A 21,612-nucleotide genomic window follows, 5' to 3' on the forward strand; every position below is an offset into this window, starting at 1 on the left:
AGGGGCGATTAAGGAACAGTATGTGTGTGAACGTCTATGAGAATCCCCATGCGGAGCGGATCAATGGCACTATAAAGAACAACTATCTGAAAGGATATAACCCCATAGGTTTTGAAGGATTAGTAAGAAGTTTAAATAAAGCAGTATATATGTACAACCATGAAAAACCCCATAGTTCAATCAACCATAAAACTCCCGTACAATTTGAAAAGGAAATAAAAATGAAAAAAGAATTAGTAACTTTAAATTAAATAACCAACTTCAAAAAAGGTCAACCTTATTTAGTACTCTACAAACCACAAACCACAAACCACAAACCACAAACTTCAAACTATAAACAGTAACCGTGAAATTCCCAACTCCCCAAACCCTAGAAAATATAGCTGTCATAATCGGTTCCGATTATGTGGGGGAACCTACGTTTCCGGTTTTTGGAATGAATGAGATTCACGTGGTACAGCCCGGAGATATCGTATTTGTGGACCATCCGAAATATTACGACAAGGCATTACAATCACAGGCCACCGTAATTCTTATCAATAAAAAGGTGGATTGTCCCGCCGGGAAGGCCCTGTTGATTTCCGAAGATCCTTTTCGTGATTTTAATAAACTTACCCATTATTTTAAACCGTTCAAAAGTGCAAATAGTGCGATTTCAGAATCCGCTGAAATAGGTAAAGACACGGTAATTCAACCCAATGTTTTCGTTGGAAATAATGTGAAAATTGGCCGCAATTGCCTAATCCATTCCAACGTTTGTATTTACGACAATACAATAATTGGCAATAACGTAACCATTCACGCAGGCACCGTCTTGGGCAGCGATGCTTTCTATTACAAAAACCGCCCTGAAAAATTCGATAAACTTTTAAGTGGGGGTAATGTGGTAATCGAAGACAACGTAGATTTGGGTGCCCTTTGTACTATCGATAAAGGGGTAACGGCATCAACAACCATTGGCGAAGGCTCTAAACTTGACAATCAGGTTCACGTAGGTCATGATACCGTTATTGGAAGACGCTGCTTGATTGCTTCTCAAGTGGGCATCGCTGGTTGTGTGCTGATAGAGGATTTTGTGACCATCTGGGGTCAGGTGGGCATAACCAGTGGTATAACCATAGGTGAAAAGGCAGTAATCTCTGCACAAAGCGGTGTTAGTAAATCACTTTCGGGCCACAAGGCATATTTTGGTTCTCCCGCAGATGAATTCAGAAAAAAATATAAAGAATTGGCTTCCATCAAGCTGATTCCGGATATCATTGAAAAATTGGATAAATTATCATGAGCAAAAAAGCAAAAGACGTAGTAAGGGATTTTTACAGATCAGATATTTTAAGGGACGATACCGTAATGGAACGATTCTTTCACCCAGAATTGGTGCTTATTTGGAACAGTGCCAACGGATTATCTATCATGAACTATGATGATATTGTAAATTTCTTTAGTGAAGTAAGACGATCTTATAATGATTTAAGAATTGAGGTGAGTCATTTGCTGGCGGATGACAACCACGTAACCATTCGCTATAAATATTATATCCGCACTATGGAAAATCCCGATGAAGAATTGGGGATTGCCCACTTTATCGCAATTTGGGAGGTGAAGGATGATAAGCTATACCGAGGATACCAAGTTAGCCAACCCGTTACCGATAAAGATGATACCAATGAAAGCTACCACCGAGTTAAGGTGTAATATCTTTTAAAAGCCATCCCAAAAGCCGTATCTTTGCGGCAATTCAGAAAAACCTACATGAGATTTCACTTCAATAATAAATAGAAATAATTAATAGAAAATAATTAGCAATGAGCGTTTTAGTAAATAAAAATTCAAAAATAATAGTTCAAGGTTTCACCGGTAGCGAAGGTACATTCCACGCCGAACAAATGATTGAATACGGAACCAATGTAGTAGGAGGGGTAACCCCAGGAAAAGGTGGCCAAAAACATCTTGACAAACCTGTGTTCAATACCGTTTCAGAAGCAGTTGAAAAAACAGGTGCCGATACGTCTATTATTTTCGTTCCGCCAGCATTTGCTGCAGACGCCATTATGGAAGCTGCCGATGCAGGTATTAAGGTAATTATCACTATTACCGAAGGAATTCCAGTAAAAGATATGATTACTGCATCAAACTATATAAAAGACAGAGATTGTCGCCTTATTGGTCCTAACTGCCCAGGTGTTATTACTCCGGGAGAAGCGAAAGTGGGTATTATGCCTGGTTTCGTTTTCAAAAAAGGAACCGTGGGCATCGTTTCAAAATCGGGAACCCTTACCTATGAAGCCGCAGACCAAGTAGTGAAGCAGGGCCTTGGCATTACAACGGCTATCGGGATTGGTGGTGATCCCATCATCGGTACAACCACTAAGGAAGCTTTGGAAATGCTTATTAACGATTCCGAAAGCGAAGCCGTGGTTATGATCGGGGAAATTGGTGGCCAACTTGAAATAGATGCCGCCAACTGGTACAAAAACAGCGGTATAAAAAAGCCCGTTATTGGCTTTATTGCCGGTGAAACTGCGCCAGCGGGACGAACCATGGGCCACGCCGGAGCCATCGTTGGTGGAAGCGACGATACGGCACAGGCAAAGAAAAAAGTAATGCGCGAGTGTGGCATCCACGTGGTAGATTCGCCTGCGGAAATTGGAAAGAAAGTAAAAGAAGTATTGGGTTAATTCTTTTGAATTTATAGATAAAAAGCTCTGTGAAATTCACAGGGCTTTTTTTATGGAGAACCCGCAACCTTTTGTTATATTTGACCATAAGATAGAACCTGCAAGGTTTTCCAAACCTTGTAGGTTTTCCAAACCTTGTAGGTTTTTTACCAACCATCAAAACACCTTTTAAAAATATGAAATTACTGGAAGGAAAAACAGCAATCATCACAGGCGGTAGCCGCGGAATTGGAAAAGGAATCGTTGAAACATTCGCCCAACACGGCGCCAATGTGGCTTTCACATACAGCTCTTCGGCCGAAGCGGCAAATGCCTTGGCAGATGAAATTTCAAAAACCGGCGTAAAGGCAAAGGCCTATAAAAGCGATGCTGCTTCCTATGACGAGTCGCAAAAATTGGCTGAAGAGGTTTTGAAGGATTTCGGAAGCATCGATATTCTCGTAAACAACGCCGGCATTACCAAAGACAACCTGTTGATGCGTATTTCCGAGGAAGATTTTGACAAGGTAATCGAGGTAAACCTCAAATCGGTATTCAATATGACAAAAGCCGTACAGCGCGCTATGTTGAAACAACGCAAAGGCTCCATCATCAATATGAGCTCCGTGGTTGGTGTGAAAGGAAACGCCGGACAGACCAATTACGCAGCCTCAAAAGCTGGAATTATTGGTTTTACGAAATCAGTTGCCCTGGAACTGGGTTCCCGCGATATTCGCTGTAACGCCATCGCTCCCGGTTTCATCGAAACTGAAATGACCGGAAAACTGGACGAAGCCACCGTACAGGGTTGGCGCGATGCCATTCCGTTAAAGCGTGGCGGCACTCCCGAGGATATTGCAAATGCTTGCGTTTTTCTTGCCAGCGATCTCTCTGCTTACGTTACTGGCCAAGTGCTGAACGTTGACGGGGGGATGCTTACTTAAAAAAGTGTTCAGTGTTCAGTGGCAGTGTGCAGTTCTACTCTAAACTCATCAACATTTAAGCATTTAAACTTTAAAACCCCTAAACATTTAAACTTTTTCAGTGTCCACAGAAACTATACTTTACATAATCCTCGCCGGAGTAGTATCAATCGCTCTGGCGGTTTTTATGTATGGCTATAGGTCAAAACAAACGGGTTCGCTGCGATGGGTGTTTGGGATTCTTCGGTTTATAACCTTGTTTTTAATTCTGCTTTTAATTATCAACCCAAAATTCAAAAGTGAAACCTATACCATTGAAAAGCCGAAACTTCCCGTGCTTATTGACAATTCGGCTTCAATAGGGGAGTTGGGGCAAACGAAAAACGTTTCAGCATTCCTTCAAAAACTGAAAGAGAATAACGAACTCAACGATAAATTTGATGTTTCCTATTATTCCTTCGGAAATGATTTCCGCGAAAGCGATTCCCTTTCCTTTGATGAAAAGAATACCAACATTTCCAAAGCACTGACTTCGGCCAACGAACTTTTCAAAAACCAAACCGCACCCACAATCGTCATAACCGACGGAAACCAAACCCTCGGCAACGATTACGAATTTTCTTCGGCTACCTTTAAAAACCCGATTTATCCGGTGATTTTGGGCGATTCCATACAATACACCGACCTAAAGATTGAACAACTAAACACAAACCGGTACGCATTCCTAAAAAACCAATTTCCCGTTGAAGTTATTCTGAATTACAGCGGCACAGAGCCGGTAAATTCTGAATTTGTAGTTACCCAAGGCGCGGCGACGGTTTATAGAACCAACGTTTCCTTTTCGGAAAATGAAACTTCAAAAACCCTTAACTTCACCTTAAATGCCTCCAGCGTCGGACTCCAAAAATACAGCGCGCAAATCCTGCCGCTTGCCGATGAAAAAAACAAAACCAACAACAGCAAACAGTTTGCCGTGGAAGTGATTGACCAAGCCACCAACGTTTTGGTCGTGAGCAAAATTACCCACCCCGATTTGGGCGCACTAAAAAAAGCGATTACCTCCAACGAACGGCGAACGGTTGCGTTTAAAAAACCTGCGGAGGCCATGAGCGTTTTAAATGATTTTCAGCTGGTAATCCTGTATCAACCGGACCGCAGTTTCGCTTCGGTTTTTGCTGAAATTGAAAAGTTGAATAAAAACACTTGGATCATTTCGGGCCTGCAAACGGATTGGTATTTTTTAAATGGCGCGCAGGACAATTTCAACAAAGAAACTTCCAACGCCAGTGAGGACGTTCAAGCTAAACTGAACAGCAACTACGGCACTTTTGCGGTTGAGGATATTGGCTTTGACGATTTCCCGCCGCTCCACACCGAGTTTGGCGCATTGACCATCAGCGTTCCAAATGAGGCAATGCTGGCACAGACCGTGAGCGGCATCGATAACGGAAACCCGATGCTCGCCACGATGGAAATAAACGGCAAACGAGACGCAATCTGGGAAGGCGAAGGCTTTTGGCGGTGGCGCGCCCGCAGTTTTTTGGAAACCGAAAGTTTTCAAAGTTTTGACGATTTCATAGGAAACCTCGTTCAATATTTGGCTTCAAACAAACGCCGAAGCAGGTTGGAAGTCTCTTCGGAAACCTTTTATTACAACAACAATCCCATAAAGATTTCGGCACAGTACTTCGACAAAAATTATGTTTTTGACAATCGTGCCTCGTTGAATATTTCAGTAAAAAATACCGAGACGGAAAAACAGACCGTTTTCCCGATGCTGCTGCGAAACAATTATTACGAGGTAGATTTAAACAGTCTTCCGGCTGGAGAGTACAATTACACGGTTTCGGTGGCAAACGAAGCGATTTCAAGCAGTGGCAATTTCACTATTTTGGATTTTAATGTGGAGCAGCAATTCCTCAATGCCGATGTTCCAAAACTTCGGCGCGTGGCCCAAAACACTAACGGAAAAGCCTTTTTTGCCACACAGGGCGATTTGCTTATCAATGCCTTGGTTGATAATACTAACTTCCAAAACATCGAGAAAAGCGAGCAAAAAGTGGTACCTTTGGTGGATTGGAAATATCTTCTCGCCCTTATCGTTCTCGCCCTCGCAGCAGAATGGTTTATAAGAAAATATAACGGACTCATCTAAAAATTAACCCATATAAAAATATACAATGGAAAAATTACCCAAACTCACAATACCCGTCATCGTAGGAATTATTTTGCTGATAATTTTAGTATCAAAATCTTCGGTTACTATTGACTCCGGTCACGCAGGTGTGCTATATCAAACTTTTGGAAACGGTGTGGTTACCGATGAACCGCCGCTTGGCGAAGGTTTTCATATTATTGCGCCTTGGAATAAGGTTTTCGTTTATGAAGTACGCCAACAAGAACTTAGTGAAAAAATGCAGGTACTATCCAGCAACGGACTTGAAATTAAATTGGATGCTTCTGCTTGGTATCAACCCATTTACAGTGATGTTGCCAAGTTACACCAAGAAAAAGGAGAAGATTATTTGCAACGTGTTATTCAGCCAGCCATCAGAAGTGCGGCAAGAAGTGTTGTAGGTCGTTATACGCCCGAACAATTGTATTCTACCAAGCGAGATGCAATTCAAGAAGAAATTTTTGAGGAAACCAAAAAAATTCTTGACAAACAATACGTACAATTAAATGAAATTTTGGTGCGCGATGTAACCCTACCGCCAACAATTAAAGATGCGATCGAAAGAAAACTGAAGCAGGAACAAGAATCTTTGGAATATGAATTTAGACTCGTAACAGCAGATAAAGAAGCTCAAAAAGTTAGAATTGAAGCCCAAGGAAAAGCAGATGCGAATGCTATTTTAAGTGCTTCATTAACAGATAAAATCCTTCAGGATAAAGGAATTGACGCCACATTAGAACTTGCAAAATCACCAAATGCCAAAGTAGTGGTGGTTGGTTCTGGTGATAGCGGATTGCCTTTGATTTTGGGGAATAACTAAACCTGCTGATAGGTCGAGACCTCTTTTAATCTACTTATAAGAACTACAATTTATTTAATAAACTTTCCCGCGCGGAAGGTTTTTTTATGAGTCTATAATTCCTTTTATAGAACAAATATTATTCCTATAAATCCAAGTTTATAGTATAAATAACCTTTCAGTGTTCCTCAGAAAAATTTGATAGACCATTGATTGTGAGCATATTGTTTACTTTTATTAAATTTGAAACGTATAAAAATGAATCTGAAAGAAGGCAAACGACCTTCCTATGCGTTATATTTAAACTGTAATTTTAATATGAACCCGAGACAACTATCCATTATCGCCGGACTTAGTTATTTGGTAATTTTCTTTGCCGCAATATTCGCCAACTTTTTTGTTTTGGAATCCTTGCTTGCCGCCCCGCTCGAAACAGTTCAGCAAAACAATTTAATGGTGCGCTTTGGGGCCGTGGCCTTTCTCGCGGCGGCGGTTTTTGATGTTGTCGTAGCTTGGGCACTCTATCTTTTGTTCAAAAAACACCCCTTGACAAATCTAAGTACCTATTTCAGGATTATGCACGCGGCCATTATGGGGATTGCGGTTTTTGCTTTGATGTTAACAGTGTCGCTGACCACTGCTGCGGAAATTCTTAAACAAGTGGAAATCTTCAATATTATGTGGTTAATTGGATTATTTTTCTTCGGGATTCATTTAATACTGCTTGGGAGAATTCTTCAAAAACCATTTTTCATCGTGTTTTTTCTCATTCTTGCAGGAATGATGTACCTGCTCGACACTGCAGCACATTTTTTATTGGTCAATTATGATGAATACAGTTCCATCTTTTTGACTCTCGTGGCTATTCCAAGTGTAATAGGCGAGATGTCGCTGGCAGTGTGGCTTTTGGTAAAAGGAGGTAAAAGTGCGCTAAAAGAATTAAAATAAATGCTTAGATTTTTTAGAAGAATAAGACAGAACTTACTCGCCGAAAAGAAATTTACAAAATATCTTTTTTACGCCTTTGGAGAAATTATCTTGGTTGTAATCGGCATCTTGATTGCCCTTGCCATCAACAACGCCAACCAAAAACGATTGACTGAAAAAAACGAAGTAACTTATTTAATGGGCTTAAAGGAAGAATTTCAGACCAGTAAATTGAAATTAAAGGAATTGATTGCGGTTAACCAAGACAATTACAACGGTGCCAAGCAAATACTGGCATATACCGGCGATCCTTCTGCAGCGCCTTCGGAAGAAGAATTTTCAAAAGTTTTGTATTCCACTTTTTCAACCGATATCGCTTTTAACCCCAACAACTCACTTTTGCAGGAAATTATCAATTCCGGAAATTTAAAAAATCTTTCCAACCCCGAATTGAGAATACAGTTGACCAATTGGATCTCAACTATTGAAGATATTCGAAGACAGGAGGAAGAACTTGGCATTCAGCGCATAAAAGTCCTGGATATGTTCCGCACAAATGATTACAGCCTGCGCACCATCTTTGAAAAGGCCGGAGTGTCTGAATCCATTGGCTTGCCCAGCACCGACGTCCCAGAAAGTAACCTAAATTTATTGGATTCAAAGGAATTTGAAAATAATGTGCTCATGTTTATCATCACCAGTTACGCAACTGAAGAGGTTCATTATCGTCCCCTAATGCAAGATTTGGATAAAATCCTGAAACTGATTGACGGTACAAAATAAAATGTTCCTAAAAACTTTTAATCTGTCTTTTGAAACGACCTAATAATCACCAACCCACAAATCACAGCCACAGCGGTTAAACCAAGAGCCAAAACGGTATTACTGTAAATAAAATTACCAATGGCAAATAACGAGCAATAAACGCCCACCACACCCGCGAAGAAACCAAGAATCTTCATACCAAAACCTTTGAACTTGGATTCTTTTCCAAAAATGAGACTGTTGAAACTATTCAATGTCTCGGCATTTGAAGGCTGTGTCATTAAGGTTACAAGCACCCATCCAATTGTAGTTATTGCAACACTTAAGACCAATTGCCAATGGCCCGCCATTTCAATCATAGGAGCGTCCATTTTTCCATTCACAAAAAAGAAAGCTGCAATTACAAAAGAAATAAGCATTGCCGCTATTTCGCTATACGGATTTATTCTGCTCCAAAACCAGCGCAGAATGAAGAGCAATCCAGTGCCCGCACCAATTGACAGCAATAAGTTGAAGCCGTCGCGCGCTTCTTCCAAAACGAGCGCCAATAGCCCTGCAAAAACCATCATTAATACGGTGGAAATCCTACCCACGGCAACTTGCTCCTTTCCAGATGCCGCCTTCCGAAGAAAGCGTACGTAGAAGTCATTGACTACATAGGAACTTCCCCAATTTAAGTGTGTGGAAATGGTGCTCATAAACGCTGCAATTAGCGATGTGATTACAATTCCCAAAAGCCCAGCCGGCAAAAAGGTAAGCATGGCAGGGTAGGAGAGGTCGTTTTTCACAAAAGCGGGATTCAAATTGGGGAAAGCGGTTTGCAGACTCTCGATATTCGGGTAAATGATTATCGATGCCAGCCCTATAATAATCCATGGCCACGGGCGGATGGCATAATGCGCAAAATTAAAAAATAATGTAGCCCAAGTGGCGTGCTTTTCGTTTTTGGCGGCGAGCATACGTTGGGCAATATAGCCACCGCCACCAGGTTCGGCGCCGGGATACCACACGCTCCACCATTGCACTGCCAGCGGAATGATTAACAATGGAATCAACAATTCGGGTTTTGAGAAATCAGGAAGCATTGCTGTTTTTGCAGCAACGGCAGGAGTGGAGAGCAGGTTCTCAATCCCCCCAATTTCTGGCATGTTAACAATGAAAATGGTCGCCCAAATACTTCCCACCATCGCAATGATAAATTGCACAAAATCCGTCAGCAATACGCCTTTCAAGCCACCAAATGCCGAATAAATAACGACTACCGGAGACGCAATCAATAATACTTCAATAGAAGACAATCCAAACATTACATGACCAATCTTAATGGCCGCTAGGCAAACATTCGCCATAATCACGATGTTAAAAAAAACGCCGAGATAAATTGCTCGAAATCCTCTTAAGAAAGCAGCACTTTTTCCGCTGTAGCGCAATTCATAAAACTCCAAATCTGTAGTAATACCGCTTCTTCGCCATAATTTGGCGTAGAAAAAAACGGTCAGCATTCCAGTTAAAAGAAAGCTCCACCAAATCCAGTTTCCAAATACGCCATCTTCGCGAATAACGCCCGCCACAAAATTGGGCGTATCTGCCGCAAACGTAGTAGCTACCATACTTACGCCCAGCAGCCACCATGGCATATTTCTATCGGAAAGAAAAAATGATTTGGAGTCTTTCCCCGATTTTTTGGCAACCAGCAGGCCGATTGCGATGAAAACGATAAAAAATGAAACTATAATTACCCAATCAAGTGTTTCTAAATGCATAAAAGGTCTCGGTTTTTCAGCAGTTTATAATTGCTTGCGTGAAAGTAAAGAAATTGCACCTAAAATTAATAAAGCGTTAAATTTTATATTCACAGTTTAATAAACAATCTTTTTGTTTAGATTTGTCCTCACATTTATGAACAATTCATTTTTACATCATCACCATATCCTTTTCCACGCGCTCGCGAGGTGATATGGCTATTGTGTAAATTCGACAATATTCGAAAACCCGTTTGAGCATTCAAACGGGTTTTTTTATTCCCTAAACGCAACTAAAATTTTATGGAAAAACTAAAAATAGCGGTACAAAAATCTGGGCGACTTCACGACGAATCGCTGGCATTGCTCAAGGATTGCGGCATTTATATAGACAATGGCCGCGACCAGTTAAAGGCCTCGGCCACTAATTTCCCTTTGGAAATCTATTACTTGCGCAACAGCGATATTCCACAGTATTTAAAGGATGGCGTGGTGGACTGTGCCATTATTGGCGAAAATCTTTTGGTTGAAAAAGGCGAAGAGATTTCAATAGCCAGTCGATTGGGGTTTTCAAAGTGCCGCGTTTCCCTCGCGGTTCCCAAAACTTTTAGATATAATTCCATTGAAGATTTCAAAGGAAAGCGAATTGCAACAAGCTACCCTGTAACCACTCGAAATTATCTGAAAGAAAAGGGAATTGAAGCCGAACTTCATATTATCAACGGCAGCGTAGAGATTGCGCCCAACATTGGTCTGGCAGATGCCATTTGCGACATTGTGAGCAGCGGCAGCACCCTTTTCAAAAATAATTTAAAGGAAGTGGAAGTCATTTTAAAAAGCGAAGCCGTGCTTGCGGTTTCACCCACAATTTCCCAAGATGTCAACAAAATTCTCGACAAAATTCGTTTTAGATTCCAATCCGTTTTGCAAGGCCGCGATTCGCGTTATGTGCTGTTAAATGCACCCAACGAAAAAATAGAGGAAATTATAAAAATCCTACCCGGAATGAAGAGCCCAACACTGCTTCCCTTGGCAGAGGAGGGCTGGAGCAGCATCCATTCCGTAGTAAACCGCGATGTCTTTTGGGAAGTAATCGAGGAACTGAAAGCCGCCGGCGCCGAAGGAATATTGGTATGCCCTATTGAAAAAATGATACTTTGAGCGATGAGCGACGAATTGCGCGCTACGAGCTGAATCTTGAAGAAAGAAAATTAAACATTAAATATGTAACCCTAAGCGAATTCGAAGTGTTAAATCTTGAATTTTGAACCTTGAATTTTGAATCTTAAGCAATGAAAAAAATATACAACCCCAAATTCGAAACGTGGCCCGAAATTTTGAAACGGCCAACCCAAGCTATCGCGGATATTGAAGCGACGGTAAACGACATTTTTTCTGAAATAAAATTGAAGGGAGATAGCGCCGTCAAAAAATACACCCAACTTTTTGATGGCATATCATTGAAGAACCTGTCGGTTTCAGAGAAAGAAATATCCGCTGCGGAAAAAAATGTTTCTGAAGAATTGAAAGAAGCCATCAATCTCGCAAAAGCAAACATCGAAAAATTCCACCATGCCCAAAAAACAGAACGAATAACCGTCGAAACTACCGAAGGCGTAAGCTGTTGGCAGGAAAAAAGAGCCATCCAAAAAGTGGGACTTTACATTCCGGGCGGTTCGGCGCCGCTGTTTTCAACGGTTTTAATGCTGGCTATCCCAGCGAATATCGCCGGCTGTAAGGAGATTGTGTTGTGTACGCCTCCCGACAAAAACGGCAAAATTAACCCTGCCATTCTTTATACCGCAAAACTTTGCGGAGTTACCAAAATTTTTAAAATCGGCGGTATTCAAGCTATTGGCGCTATGACTTTCGGCACCGCAAGTGTACCTTCAGTTTATAAATTATTCGGGCCGGGCAATCAGTTTGTGACCGTTGCCAAACAAATTGCAACCAAACACGGCGTGGCAATAGATATGCCCGCGGGTCCTTCGGAATTGTTGGTGTTTGCAGATGAAACCGCGAATCCCGCATTTGTCGCTTCCGATCTTTTATCGCAGGCCGAACACGGCGCTGATAGCCAGGTTATTTTAGTTACTACTTCGGAAAAGTTGCTGATTTCCGTAGAAAAAGAAGTGGTAAAGCAGATGGCGTCGCTTTCCCGAAAATCAATTGCTGAAAAAGTAATCGAAAATTCAAAACTTATTTTGGTGGAAAACAATACCCAAGCCATCAATCTTATCAATGAATACGGCCCGGAACACTTTATTGTGGTTTCAAAGGAAGAAGATTTTTTCGTTGAAAACATTCAAAACGCAGGCTCGGTCTTTATTGGGAATTATACGCCCGAAAGCGCGGGCGATTACGCTTCCGGGACAAATCACACTTTACCAACCAATGGTTTTGCAAAGCAGTACAGCGGGGTAAATCTTGACAGTTTTTTGAAGAGCATGACCTTTCAGAAAATTTCAGCAAAGGGAATCCAAAATATTGGAAAATCCATTGAAACAATGGCGGAGGCAGAAGGATTACAGGCACACAAAAACGCTGTGACTTTGCGGTTGGAGAGTTTAAATAATAAAACCGATGAATAAAGATTTTAATATAAAGAGCATTATTCGCCCAAATGTGGCGAAAATGCAACCATACAGCTCGGCCCGTGATGAATTTAAGGATTTTAACAGCGAGATGATTTTTCTCGACGCCAATGAAAATCCTTTTGAAACGGACGTAAACCGTTATCCCGACCCGCAACAGCGAAGGCTGAAAGAAATTCTTTCAAAGCAAATAAACATACCTGCCAATCAAATTTTATTGGGAAATGGCAGCGATGAAGTCCTCGACTTGATTTTCCGGGCGTTTTGCGAACCTGCCAAGGACAATATAATCACCTTGCCGCCAACCTATGGAATGTACGGGGTTTTGGCAAATTTGAACGATATTGAAAACAGGGAAGTGCTTCTGGACGATGAATTTCAGCCGGATTTGGACGAAATTTCAAGAACGATGGATACTCATACAAAACTCTTGTTCATCTGCTCGCCCAACAATCCCACGGGAAATTTGATTTCTTTCGAAAAAATAACCCATCTTCTCAACAATTTCAAAGGTTTGGTAGTTATCGACGAAGCTTATATCGATTTTGCGCCGCAGGAAAGTTGGATTTCAAAATTGAACGAGTTTCCAAATTTGATTGTCACGCAGACCTTGTCGAAAGCATACGGCTTGGCGGGAATCCGTTTGGGATTATGCTTTGCTTCCGCGGAAATAATTTCGGTTTTAAACAAAATCAAACCACCGTACAACGTCAACAAACTGAGCCAACAAAGCGCAATTGACCAACTCCAAAAGGTTCAAAAATTAAATAATGATGTATCCTCGCTTAAAGCGGAAAAGGAGGTTTTCCTCAAAGCTTTGGTTGAAGTCAATTTTATCCAAAAAATATATCCTACCGATGCCAATTTTATCCTTTTAAAGGTTGACAATGCCGAAAAACGCTACGCACAAATATTGGAAAAGGGCATTGTGGTTCGCAATAGGAGTTCGCAACTGCTTTGCGAAAACACGCTTCGCATAACCATTGGTACAAATTCAGAAAACATAAAATTAATCAACATCTTAAAAACACTGAAATAATGAAAAAACGCGTACTGTTTATAGACCGCGATGGCACCATCATAAAAGAAACCGTGGACGAGCAGATAGATGCTTTTGATAAAATGATTTTTTATCCGAAAGTGTTTACTTATCTGGGAAAAATCGCAAAGGAACTCGATTTCGAATTGGTGATGATAACCAATCAAGACGGTTTGGGAAAGGATTCATTTCCCGAGAAAACCTTTTGGCCTGTACATAATTTCGTAATGAAATCCTTTGAAAATGAAGGGGTGCATTTCAGCGAAGTGTTGATAGACAGGACCTTTCCGCACGAAAAGGCGGATACACGCAAGCCTGGGATTGGCCTGCTGAAAAAATATTTTTCCGAAGAATACGATCTTGAAAATTCCTTTGTAATCGGCGATAGGTTGACCGATATGGAATTGGCCAAAAACCTGGGTTCCAAAGGAATTTTTATAAATGACGATACCAATTTGGGCACTTCCGAAATTTCATTAAAAGCTGAAGAACTTCAAAAATATATCGCTTTGAAAACCAACGATTGGCAGAAAATTTATGAGTTTTTAAAACTGAAGCAACGCGTTTCCGAAATCCATCGCAAAACAAACGAAACCGATATTTCCATAAAACTGAATTTGGACGGCACGGGAAAAAGCGCCATAAACACGGGAATTGCCTTTTTTGACCATATGTTGGACCAATTGGCGCGCCACGGGCAAATGGATTTGGCAATCACCGTAAAAGGCGATTTGGAAGTGGACGAACATCACACCATTGAGGATACCGCCATTGCCCTGGGCGAAGTTTTCAACCAAGTCCTCGGCGATAAATTGGGGATGGAGCGCTACGGCTTCTGTTTGCCGATGGACGACTGTTTGGCGCAGGTTGCCATTGACTTCGGCGGCAGAAATTGGCTAGTTTGGGATGCGGAATTTAAGCGTGAAATGATAGGAAAAATGCCCACGGAAATGTTTCAGCATTTCTTTAAAAGTTTTACCGATGGCGCCAAGGCAAACCTCAATATTAAAGCCGAAGGGACCAACGAACACCACAAAATTGAAGCAATTTTTAAGGCATTCGCAAAGGCAATAAAAATGGCGGTAAAGCGCGATGCGGAAAAAATGATTTTACCATCAACTAAAGGTCTACTTTAATGAAAATTGTAATAATTAATTATGGAGCTGGGAATATCCAAAGCATCAAATTTGCCATCAAAAGACTGGGTTTTGAAGCAATTTTGAGTGATGAGGAAGCTGAAATTCGAACTGCAGATAAAGTAATTTTCCCCGGCGTGGGCGAGGCGAGTAGCGCGATGCAAAAGTTAAGAGCAAGTGAGCTGGACAAAGTAATTCCCACTTTAAAACAGCCTGTTTTAGGGATTTGTTTGGGGATGCAGTTGCTCTGCAATTCCTCGGAAGAAGGAAATACTAAAGGCTTAGGCATTTTTGATGTGGATGTTGTGAAATTTTCAAACCGAGTAAAAGTGCCACAAATAGGTTGGAACCAGATTTCAAATTTAAAATCCGGCTTGTTTGAGGGTATTTCAGAAAACGAGTTTATGTATTTGGTGCATAGCTTTTATGCGCCTTTGTGTAAAGAAGCCATTGCAATTTCAGAATACGGAATTCAATATGCGTCGGCCTTACAAAAGGATAATTTTTACGGCGTACAATTCCACCCCGAAAAAAGCAGCACCGCAGGCGCGCAAATACTTAAAAACTTTATAAATCTAACATCTCACGTCTAACATCTCACGTCTAACATCTAATATCTAACATCTAATAATGAGAATAATACCAGCAATAGACATCATAGACGGCAAATTCGTCCGTCTTTCAAAGGGCGATTACAGCACCCAAAAAATCTATAACGAAGATCCGTTAGAAGTGGCCAAAAAGTTTGAGGCACACGGAATAAAATATTTACACTTGGTAGATTTGGACGGTGCGAAAAGTAAACACATTGTGAACCATAAGGTTTTAGAAGAAATCGCTATAAATACTTCTTTAAAAATTGATTTCGGTGGCGGGCTAAAAACCGATGAAGATTTGCGGATTGCCTTTGAATGTGGCGCAAACCAAATCACTGGCGGCAGTATTGCGGTGAAAAACCCTGAAATTTTCAAATCTTGGTTGGACAAATTCGGAAGCGAAAAAATAATTCTGGGTGCCGATGCAAAGGATGAAAAAGTAGCAATCAGCGGATGGACGGTGGATTCCGCTTTGGAATTGATTCCTTTTATACAGAAATATATTGAAGAAGGTATTGGCTACGTAATTTGCACAGACATCAGTAAAGATGGGATGTTGCAGGGTCCATCCTTTGATTTATATAAAAAAATACTCGACGAATGTCAGTCTGTTAAATCGCTCCCGATAGCTATCGGAACGAAACCTAATGTAAACGAAATGAAACTAATTGCCTCGGGTGGAATTTCATCATTTGATGAACTTCCAAAACTCGCTGAAATAGGCTGCGAAGGAGTAATAGTTGGCAAAGCGATTTACGAAAACCGAATAAGTTTAAAACAACTCGAAAACTATATTTTGAGCGACGATTGACGAGCGACGAGCGACGAGCGACGAGCGACGAACGACGAACGACGAACGACGAACGACGAGCGATGAGCGACGAACTACGAACGAGTATTGAGTTATGTAAAAAATGAAAGGTTTCGAATGATTAAATAATTGAAATAATTATTAAATTGAATTTGTCTAACATTAAAATAAAAGGATATGCAGGATTTAAAAGCTAGAACCAAAAAGTTCACTTTGGATTGTTTGGCCTTGTGTACTAAAATTCCAAGGTCAAGGGAATTTGACTCAATTGTACGTCAACTTATTCGGTCATCAAGTTCTGTTGGCGCAAATTATCGCGCTGCAAACAGAGCAAAATCTGATCGTGATTTTATAAACAAGTTAAAAATTGTAGAAGAAGAAGCAGACGAAAGTATGTTTTGGCTGGAGATATTATTGGAGATTAATTCAAATAACACTATAACCATCCAAAATTTAATAAAGGAAAGCGACGAATTGGTTGCGATTACTGTTGCATCAATAAAAACAGCAAGAAAAAGATTATGATAAATATTTCCAAATCTGGTCGTTCATCGCTCGTACCTCAAACTTCAATTCGGCGCTCGGCGCTCGTATCTCGTAATTCAATTTCGTCGTTTGTACCTCACCATTTATTTCTCCCTTAATGGCTCCTACTTCGCATTTCAATTCGTCGTTCGTCGCTCTTACCTCGTACTTCAAATTATGTTAACTAAACGAATCATACCCTGTCTCGATATTAAAAACGGAAGAACCGTAAAAGGCATCAACTTCCTAAATCTGCGCGATGCCGGCGACCCTGTGGAACTGGCAAAATTCTATTCCGAAAACGGAGCGGACGAACTGGTTTTTCTGGATATTTCAGCAACCGAGGAGCGAAGGAAAACCTTGGCAGAATTGGTTTTAAAAGTAGCGGAAACCATCAACATTCCCTTTACCGTTGGAGGCGGGATTTCTTCTGTGGAAGATGTGGAAACACTATTGAATAACGGGGCTGACAAGGTTTCAATAAATTCTTCAGCAGTAAAAAATCCGCAATTGATCAATGATTTGGCTTCAAAATTTGGTTCGCAATGTATTGTAGTGGCCATTGATGCCAAACAGATTGACGGCCATTGGAAAGTGCATTTGGTAGGAGGGAAGGTGCCTACCGAGCTCGATTTGTTTGCGTGGGCAAAAGAAGTGGAACAGCGCGGGGCGGGTGAGATTCTCTTTACCTCCATGGACCACGACGGCACCAAAAACGGTTTTGCGAACAAAGCTTTGGCCAAACTTTCAACCGAACTCAATATTCCGATAATAGCTTCGGGAGGTGCGGGAACAATCCAACATTTTTCGGATGCCTTTATTGAAGGGAAAGCCGATGCGGCCTTGGCTGCCAGTGTATTTCACTTTAAGGAAATAGCTGTGGAAGATTTAAAAAAAGAATTGAAAATTCAGGGCATACCTGTTAGACTTTAACGATATGAAAATAGATTTTAAAAAATATAACGATGGTCTTGTACCAGCGATAATTCAAGACGTTTTAACAAGTAAAGTGCTGATGCTGGGATATATGAATGAGGAAGCATTTCTGAAAACCAATCAATCAAAGCAGGTTACTTTTTTCAGCAGAAGTAAGCAAAGGTTGTGGACAAAAGGGGAGGAAAGCGGCAATTTTTTGGAACTTGTTTCCATTGCGGTAGATTGTGACAACGATGCCCTGCTACTAAAAGTGAACCCCAAAGGACCCGTTTGCCACAAAGGAACTGATACGTGTTGGCAGGAAGAAAATGTTTCAGAATATGGATTTCTTTCAGCATTGGAAAAAATCATTCAAAAGCGAAAAGAAAACCCAGAAAATGAGGATTCCTACATTGCATCCCTTTTCCGAAAGGGCATCAATAAAATTGCACAAAAAGTAGGCGAGGAGGCGGTGGAAGTGGTTATTGAAGCCAAAGACAGCAACGACGATCTTTTCCTCAATGAAAGTGCAGATCTGCTCTTTCATTATATGATTTTACTTCGGGCAAAGGGCTTTACGCTTCAGGATGTGGAGAAAATACTTCGGCAGCGCCATAAATTGGAATAATCTTTTTACTTTTTCCTACCTTTAAAAAAATAATCAATTTTTTATGGCTGCACGAAGAAGAAAAAAACCGCAAACCACCAAAATACAACCTAAAAGGGCAAAAAACCTTTCCCCGGGAACGGTAACCTATACCGGAAAAAAAACAACTACGGTTACCGAGCTGGACATAATTGATTATTCCAGAGAACATTTCCACCGCTTTGAAACAAATAATATACAGGAAGCCTTTAACTATGAAGACTCCTCAAACATTACTTGGATAAATGTAAACGGACTTAGCAATACAGACGACATTGTAACCCTGGGTAACCACTTTGAACTTCACCCGCTTATACAGGAAGACATTGTTACAACCAATCAGCGCCCAAAGATTGATGAATACGAGGAATATCTGTTTATTGTTTTCAAAATGTTGCACTACGATGAAAGCGAACAACTGAACAATGAACACATAAGCATGGTAGTGGGCAAGGATTATGTTATAACTTTTCAGGAAGCCGAGGGGGACGTGTTTGGCGATTTAAGGGAACGCTTGGAGCACGGAAAAGGAAGGATTCGCGGGTTGGGCTCTGATTACCTGATGTTTGCCATTATGGATGCGGTGGTGGACAACTATTTTACCGTTATTGAATTTTTGAGCAATAAGGTAGAAATCCTTGAGGATAAACTTTTTGACGACAAGGACGATGAAAACATAACCGAGGAGATCCAAGAACTAAAAAAGGAAATCTTAAAAATCCGAAAGGCGGTCATTCCCTTGCGGGAGGTTATAAACCGATTGGAAAAAATAGACACCACCTTGATTGAGGAACGCACTAACAAATACATCCGCGATTTGTACGATCATATAATTCAGGTAAACGAAAGTGTTGAAATTTACCGCGATATGATCTGGGGCTTGATGGATATGTATATGACCACCATCAGCAACAAAATGAACGAGGTGATGAAGGTATTGACAATTATGGCCTCCATTTTCATTCCGCTTACCTTTATGGCGGGTATCTACGGGATGAATTTTGACCATATGCCCGAGCTTCATTTTCGGTATGGATATTACTACCTATGGGGCGCCATGATCCTCGTGTTCCTGGGCTTGCTATGGTATTTCAAAAGGAAGAAGTGGTTGTAGCATATTTGTTTTTATAACTGATTCATCTACTTTTAAAGCGAAATTTTATCAACCCGACTATTTCTCCATTTTTAGTTTTAAGTTAATCGTTTTTAATGACTTATGGCATAAAACCAAATCTTTGGTTTCACTACTTTTATGGGTATAAATTCATAGCGATACCTTATGAAACTACCTGCACTGTTAATTTTTAGCCTTTTGCTGTTTGGCTGTAAAACTGAAAAAAAGGCAGAAGGTGCCTTTGAAACAGATGTACCTGAACGCGGCGAACTTAGTTTGGATTCCAAGATTTTTCTTGGGAATAGATTGTTTTCCGAAAAGACCTGTATTACCTGCCACGATGTTTATTCCGTAAAAAAAGGGCCTTCCGTCAAGAAGATTATGGCCGTTTACAAAGCAAAAGATGGTGATATTGTTGCGTTTTTAAAAGGAAATGCCAAGCCCATAGTTGATACCACGGCCAGCCAAATAGCAATCATGCAAGAAAACATAGACGGTTTTTTGAAAAAGATTACTGACGAAGAACTGGATGCCATTGCCACTTATATGATGCATGTGGATGAATTGAATCCGGATTGATTTGGTTTGTTATAAATACAAACGCATTGTGGATATGAGGAAAGCTTTGTATAGATATGACGATAAAAAGAATTGGTTTTTGAAATCTTTATGGGTTAGAATATAAATCACGAAAATACAGACTGGTTTTCTATAAATGGGTTTAAAAAGTGACTATTCAGTATCGAGAATCGGCTTCAAAACCTCCCAAACATTCCCCGCCACAATCTTATGTCCTTCGGCGGTAGGGTGTATTCCATCGCTTTGGTTTAATTCCTTAACCCCGCCCACATCTTTTAAAATGAAAGGAATAAACGCCAAATCATTTTTTGCGGCCAAGTCTGTAAAAATGGCTTTAAACTGCGAGGTGTATTCCTGCCCCATATTGGGCGGCAGTTGCATTCCGGCCAAAACGATTTTTGTATCGGGACTCTTCGTTCTTACGGCATCTATAATTGCCTGCAGATTTGCCTTGGTCTCTGAAATGGGCACTCCGCGCAACCCGTCGTTTGCGCCTAGTTCCAAAACGAAAACATCAATATCTTGGTTGAGGATCCAGTCGATCCTGCTTTTGCCGCCAGCCGTGGTTTCGCCGCTGACGCCTGAATTTACGACTTCATAGTTCAATCCCAGCGAATCTATTTTCTGCTGGATAATTCCCGGAAAGGCATCGTTAGTGTCGTCAAGACCGTAACCCGCGGTAATACTATCCCCAAAAAACAGGATGGTTTTGGTAGAAGTAGTTTCCGGAGCTTCCGTTTCCGTAGCTCTAGTTTCGCCGGTGTCTTCGGCGGGTTTTGATTTTGCGTTATTTCCACAGCCAACTGCTACAAAAATCAGTAAGAAATAACAAAACTTTAAGATGTTTCGATAAGGGGAAAGTGTACTATTTAAAAGGCTTTGTGTAGTTTTGGACTTCGGCATATTATGGCTGATTATTATAAAAACTTAAATGACAAAGATATTAAAGATTAACGGGCTAGAGAAGACTTATAAAAGCGGTTCTAAGGAATTGACGGTACTTCGCGATATTTCTCTTGATATAGAAAAGGGGCAAACCTTTTCCATCGTCGGGCCGTCCGGAAGCGGGAAGACTACTCTTTTGGGGCTGGCCGCAGGATTGGACACGCCCAATGCAGGGACGGTGGAATTATGTGGCCACGACTTAAACACTCTTAACGAAGACCAACGCGCCCAATTGCGAAATGAGAAAGTAGGCTTTATATTTCAGGATTTTCAGTTGCTACCAACCTTAACGGCTCTTGAAAACGTAAGCGTGCCTTTAGAACTGCAAAGCGCCAAAAATGCTGTGGACAGGGCAAAAGAACTTTTGGAAAAAGTGGGCTTGGCAGACCGTATGCACCATTACCCCTCGCAATTATCCGGAGGTGAACAGCAGCGGGTAGCCGTGGCAAGAGCATTTTCCAACGGTCCTTCTATTTTATTTGCAGATGAACCCACGGGCAATCTCGATGAAGAAACCGGCGAAAAGGTAATCCAGTTGCTATTTGACCTCAATGAACAGGCGGGGACCACGTTGGTGATTATTACCCACGACCTGGATTTGGCCGCGCGGACCCAGCGAATATTACGATTGAAGGGCGGTAAGGTTCTAACATATGAAACCACGGCAGCAATTTGAAACAATCCAATTTAAAATCGAATATTAACGCTGCTTGGCTCCTTAAA

General features: G+C 41.1%; 24 protein-coding genes. 21 read left to right on the forward strand and 3 right to left on the reverse strand.

Translation table 11 applies throughout. From position 1 onward, the window contains the following. From MB09_RS10270 to MB09_RS10310, 9 genes are all read left to right on the forward strand, one after another. Positions 1-251: integrase core domain-containing protein (locus MB09_RS10270; protein WP_165586713.1), on the forward strand; the 251-nt coding region annotated here is incomplete at its 5' end. A 95-nt stretch (positions 252-346) separates the two neighbouring features. Next, positions 347-1,285 (forward strand): UDP-3-O-(3-hydroxymyristoyl)glucosamine N-acyltransferase, encoded by a 939-nt coding sequence (locus tag MB09_RS10275; RefSeq protein WP_045080840.1) that lies wholly within the window; start codon positions 347-349, stop codon positions 1,283-1,285. Next, on the forward strand, positions 1,282-1,695 hold the full coding sequence (locus MB09_RS10280) for a nuclear transport factor 2 family protein (protein ID WP_045080841.1): 414 nt from the start codon (positions 1,282-1,284) through the stop codon (positions 1,693-1,695). Before MB09_RS10275 ends, MB09_RS10280 begins: the two co-directional genes overlap by 4 nt. Positions 1,696-1,805: 110 nt before the next feature. Beyond that, positions 1,806-2,678 carry a succinate--CoA ligase subunit alpha gene (gene sucD, locus MB09_RS10285; protein WP_045080842.1) on the forward strand — a complete coding sequence of 291 codons (873 nt, stop codon included), beginning with the start codon at positions 1,806-1,808 and terminating at the stop codon, positions 2,676-2,678. 176 nt (positions 2,679-2,854) lie between these two features. Next, positions 2,855-3,601, forward strand: a complete 747-nt coding sequence (fabG, locus tag MB09_RS10290; RefSeq protein WP_045080843.1) for a 3-oxoacyl-[acyl-carrier-protein] reductase — start codon at positions 2,855-2,857, stop codon at positions 3,599-3,601. Positions 3,602-3,701: 100 nt separating this feature from the next. Continuing rightward, positions 3,702-5,735: a vWA domain-containing protein gene (locus tag MB09_RS10295; RefSeq protein WP_045080844.1), complete on the forward strand. Its 2,034-nt coding sequence runs from the start codon at positions 3,702-3,704 to the stop codon at positions 5,733-5,735. 25 nt (positions 5,736-5,760) lie between these two features. Further along, a complete protein-coding gene (locus tag MB09_RS10300; RefSeq protein WP_045080845.1) occupies positions 5,761-6,576 on the forward strand; it encodes a prohibitin family protein in 816 nt (271 codons plus the stop codon). Positions 6,577-6,813: 237 nt separating this feature from the next. Continuing rightward, positions 6,814-7,503 carry a DUF4386 domain-containing protein gene (locus MB09_RS10305; RefSeq protein ID WP_205618095.1) on the forward strand — a complete coding sequence of 230 codons (690 nt, stop codon included), beginning with the start codon at positions 6,814-6,816 and terminating at the stop codon, positions 7,501-7,503. After that, the gene (locus tag MB09_RS10310) at positions 7,504-8,265 is read left to right on the forward strand and encodes a DUF6090 family protein (RefSeq protein ID WP_045080846.1); all 762 of its coding nucleotides are present in this window, start codon (positions 7,504-7,506) and stop codon (positions 8,263-8,265) included. A gap of 17 nt (positions 8,266-8,282) precedes the next feature. Here the strand turns inward: MB09_RS10310 and MB09_RS10315 are convergent, their stop codons facing one another. Next, positions 8,283-10,010, reverse strand: coding sequence for a sodium:solute symporter family protein (locus tag MB09_RS10315; protein ID WP_045080847.1), 1,728 nt, complete (start codon positions 10,008-10,010; stop codon positions 8,283-8,285). 282 nt (positions 10,011-10,292) lie between these two features. Between MB09_RS10315 and hisG the strand changes: the two genes are divergently transcribed. The 7 genes from hisG (at position 10,293) to MB09_RS10350 (ending at position 16,690) form a co-directional block, all read left to right on the forward strand. Further along, positions 10,293-11,150 carry an ATP phosphoribosyltransferase gene (gene hisG, locus MB09_RS10320; RefSeq protein WP_045080848.1) on the forward strand — a complete coding sequence of 286 codons (858 nt, stop codon included), beginning with the start codon at positions 10,293-10,295 and terminating at the stop codon, positions 11,148-11,150. Positions 11,151-11,281: 131 nt separating this feature from the next. Next, positions 11,282-12,580: a histidinol dehydrogenase gene (gene hisD / locus MB09_RS10325; protein WP_045080849.1), complete on the forward strand. Its 1,299-nt coding sequence runs from the start codon at positions 11,282-11,284 to the stop codon at positions 12,578-12,580. Then, positions 12,573-13,622, forward strand: a complete 1,050-nt coding sequence (gene hisC / locus MB09_RS10330; RefSeq protein WP_045080850.1) for a histidinol-phosphate transaminase — start codon at positions 12,573-12,575, stop codon at positions 13,620-13,622. Before hisD ends, hisC begins: the two co-directional genes overlap by 8 nt. Beyond that, positions 13,622-14,758 (forward strand): bifunctional histidinol-phosphatase/imidazoleglycerol-phosphate dehydratase HisB, encoded by a 1,137-nt coding sequence (gene hisB, locus MB09_RS10335; protein ID WP_045080851.1) that lies wholly within the window; start codon positions 13,622-13,624, stop codon positions 14,756-14,758. Before hisC ends, hisB begins: the two co-directional genes overlap by 1 nt. Next, positions 14,758-15,351 (forward strand): imidazole glycerol phosphate synthase subunit HisH, encoded by a 594-nt coding sequence (hisH, locus tag MB09_RS10340; RefSeq protein ID WP_045080852.1) that lies wholly within the window; start codon positions 14,758-14,760, stop codon positions 15,349-15,351. The genes hisB and hisH overlap by 1 nt, the downstream gene beginning before the upstream one ends. A gap of 37 nt (positions 15,352-15,388) precedes the next feature. Continuing rightward, positions 15,389-16,165, forward strand: a complete 777-nt coding sequence (hisA, locus tag MB09_RS10345) for a 1-(5-phosphoribosyl)-5-[(5-phosphoribosylamino)methylideneamino]imidazole-4-carboxamide isomerase (RefSeq protein ID WP_045080853.1) — start codon at positions 15,389-15,391, stop codon at positions 16,163-16,165. Positions 16,166-16,342: 177 nt separating this feature from the next. Then, a complete protein-coding gene (locus MB09_RS10350) occupies positions 16,343-16,690 on the forward strand; it encodes a four helix bundle protein (RefSeq protein ID WP_045080854.1) in 348 nt (115 codons plus the stop codon). Here the strand turns inward: MB09_RS10350 and MB09_RS16050 are convergent. After that, positions 16,685-16,864, reverse strand: coding sequence for a hypothetical protein (locus MB09_RS16050; RefSeq protein ID WP_131459890.1), 180 nt, complete (start codon positions 16,862-16,864; stop codon positions 16,685-16,687). The two genes, MB09_RS10350 and MB09_RS16050, sit on opposite strands and share 6 nt — an antisense overlap. Positions 16,865-16,867: 3 nt before the next feature. Here MB09_RS16050 and hisF point away from each other — a divergent pair, with 3 nt between their 5' ends. From hisF to MB09_RS10370, 4 genes are all read left to right on the forward strand, one after another. Continuing rightward, positions 16,868-17,623 (forward strand): imidazole glycerol phosphate synthase subunit HisF, encoded by a 756-nt coding sequence (gene hisF, locus MB09_RS10355; protein ID WP_045080855.1) that lies wholly within the window; start codon positions 16,868-16,870, stop codon positions 17,621-17,623. A gap of 4 nt (positions 17,624-17,627) precedes the next feature. Next, positions 17,628-18,233, forward strand: coding sequence for a bifunctional phosphoribosyl-AMP cyclohydrolase/phosphoribosyl-ATP diphosphatase HisIE (gene hisIE / locus MB09_RS10360; protein ID WP_045080856.1), 606 nt, complete (start codon positions 17,628-17,630; stop codon positions 18,231-18,233). A gap of 43 nt (positions 18,234-18,276) precedes the next feature. After that, positions 18,277-19,365: a magnesium/cobalt transporter CorA gene (gene corA / locus MB09_RS10365; RefSeq protein WP_045080857.1), complete on the forward strand. Its 1,089-nt coding sequence runs from the start codon at positions 18,277-18,279 to the stop codon at positions 19,363-19,365. Between the two features lie 165 nt (positions 19,366-19,530). Further along, complete coding sequence (locus MB09_RS10370; protein WP_045080858.1) at positions 19,531-19,944, forward strand: c-type cytochrome; 414 nt, start codon at positions 19,531-19,533, stop codon at positions 19,942-19,944. Positions 19,945-20,097: 153 nt separating this feature from the next. Here MB09_RS10370 and MB09_RS10375 read toward each other — a convergent pair whose 3' ends face one another. Next, entirely contained in the window at positions 20,098-20,847 is a 750-nt protein-coding gene (locus MB09_RS10375; RefSeq protein WP_045080859.1) for an arylesterase, read from the reverse strand. A gap of 28 nt (positions 20,848-20,875) precedes the next feature. On the opposite strand from MB09_RS10375, the gene MB09_RS10380 reads away from it, so the two are divergent. Then, complete coding sequence (locus MB09_RS10380; RefSeq protein WP_045080860.1) at positions 20,876-21,565, forward strand: ABC transporter ATP-binding protein; 690 nt, start codon at positions 20,876-20,878, stop codon at positions 21,563-21,565. Positions 21,566-21,612: the final 47 nt, after the last annotated feature.

The sequence above is a fragment of the Aequorivita vladivostokensis genome (assembly GCF_000952855.1).
Taxonomy (GTDB): Bacteria; Bacteroidota; Bacteroidia; order Flavobacteriales; family Flavobacteriaceae; genus Aequorivita; species Aequorivita vladivostokensis.

Excerpts from the sequence above, each read along its gene's own strand:
- MB09_RS10280 (WP_045080841.1), top strand. The coding sequence starts at position 1,282 with ATGAGCAAAAAAGCAAAAGACGTAGTAAGGGATTTTTACAGATCAGAT.
- sucD (WP_045080842.1), top strand. The coding sequence starts at position 1,806 with ATGAGCGTTTTAGTAAATAAAAATTCAAAAATAATAGTTCAAGGTTTC.
- fabG (WP_045080843.1), top strand. The coding sequence starts at position 2,855 with ATGAAATTACTGGAAGGAAAAACAGCAATCATCACAGGCGGTAGCCGC.
- MB09_RS10300 (WP_045080845.1), top strand. The coding sequence starts at position 5,761 with ATGGAAAAATTACCCAAACTCACAATACCCGTCATCGTAGGAATTATT.
- MB09_RS10305 (WP_205618095.1), top strand. The coding sequence starts at position 6,814 with ATGAATCTGAAAGAAGGCAAACGACCTTCCTATGCGTTATATTTAAAC.
- MB09_RS10310 (WP_045080846.1), top strand. The coding sequence starts at position 7,504 with ATGCTTAGATTTTTTAGAAGAATAAGACAGAACTTACTCGCCGAAAAG.
- MB09_RS10315 (WP_045080847.1), bottom strand. The coding sequence starts at position 10,010 with ATGCATTTAGAAACACTTGATTGGGTAATTATAGTTTCATTTTTTATC.
- hisG (WP_045080848.1), top strand. The coding sequence starts at position 10,293 with ATGGAAAAACTAAAAATAGCGGTACAAAAATCTGGGCGACTTCACGAC.
- hisD (WP_045080849.1), top strand. The coding sequence starts at position 11,282 with ATGAAAAAAATATACAACCCCAAATTCGAAACGTGGCCCGAAATTTTG.
- hisC (WP_045080850.1), top strand. The coding sequence starts at position 12,573 with ATGAATAAAGATTTTAATATAAAGAGCATTATTCGCCCAAATGTGGCG.
- hisB (WP_045080851.1), top strand. The coding sequence starts at position 13,622 with ATGAAAAAACGCGTACTGTTTATAGACCGCGATGGCACCATCATAAAA.
- hisH (WP_045080852.1), top strand. The coding sequence starts at position 14,758 with ATGAAAATTGTAATAATTAATTATGGAGCTGGGAATATCCAAAGCATC.
- hisA (WP_045080853.1), top strand. The coding sequence starts at position 15,389 with ATGAGAATAATACCAGCAATAGACATCATAGACGGCAAATTCGTCCGT.
- MB09_RS10350 (WP_045080854.1), top strand. The coding sequence starts at position 16,343 with ATGCAGGATTTAAAAGCTAGAACCAAAAAGTTCACTTTGGATTGTTTG.
- hisF (WP_045080855.1), top strand. The coding sequence starts at position 16,868 with ATGTTAACTAAACGAATCATACCCTGTCTCGATATTAAAAACGGAAGA.
- hisIE (WP_045080856.1), top strand. The coding sequence starts at position 17,628 with ATGAAAATAGATTTTAAAAAATATAACGATGGTCTTGTACCAGCGATA.
- corA (WP_045080857.1), top strand. The coding sequence starts at position 18,277 with ATGGCTGCACGAAGAAGAAAAAAACCGCAAACCACCAAAATACAACCT.
- MB09_RS10370 (WP_045080858.1), top strand. The coding sequence starts at position 19,531 with ATGAAACTACCTGCACTGTTAATTTTTAGCCTTTTGCTGTTTGGCTGT.
- MB09_RS10375 (WP_045080859.1), bottom strand. The coding sequence starts at position 20,847 with ATGCCGAAGTCCAAAACTACACAAAGCCTTTTAAATAGTACACTTTCC.
- MB09_RS10380 (WP_045080860.1), top strand. The coding sequence starts at position 20,876 with ATGACAAAGATATTAAAGATTAACGGGCTAGAGAAGACTTATAAAAGC.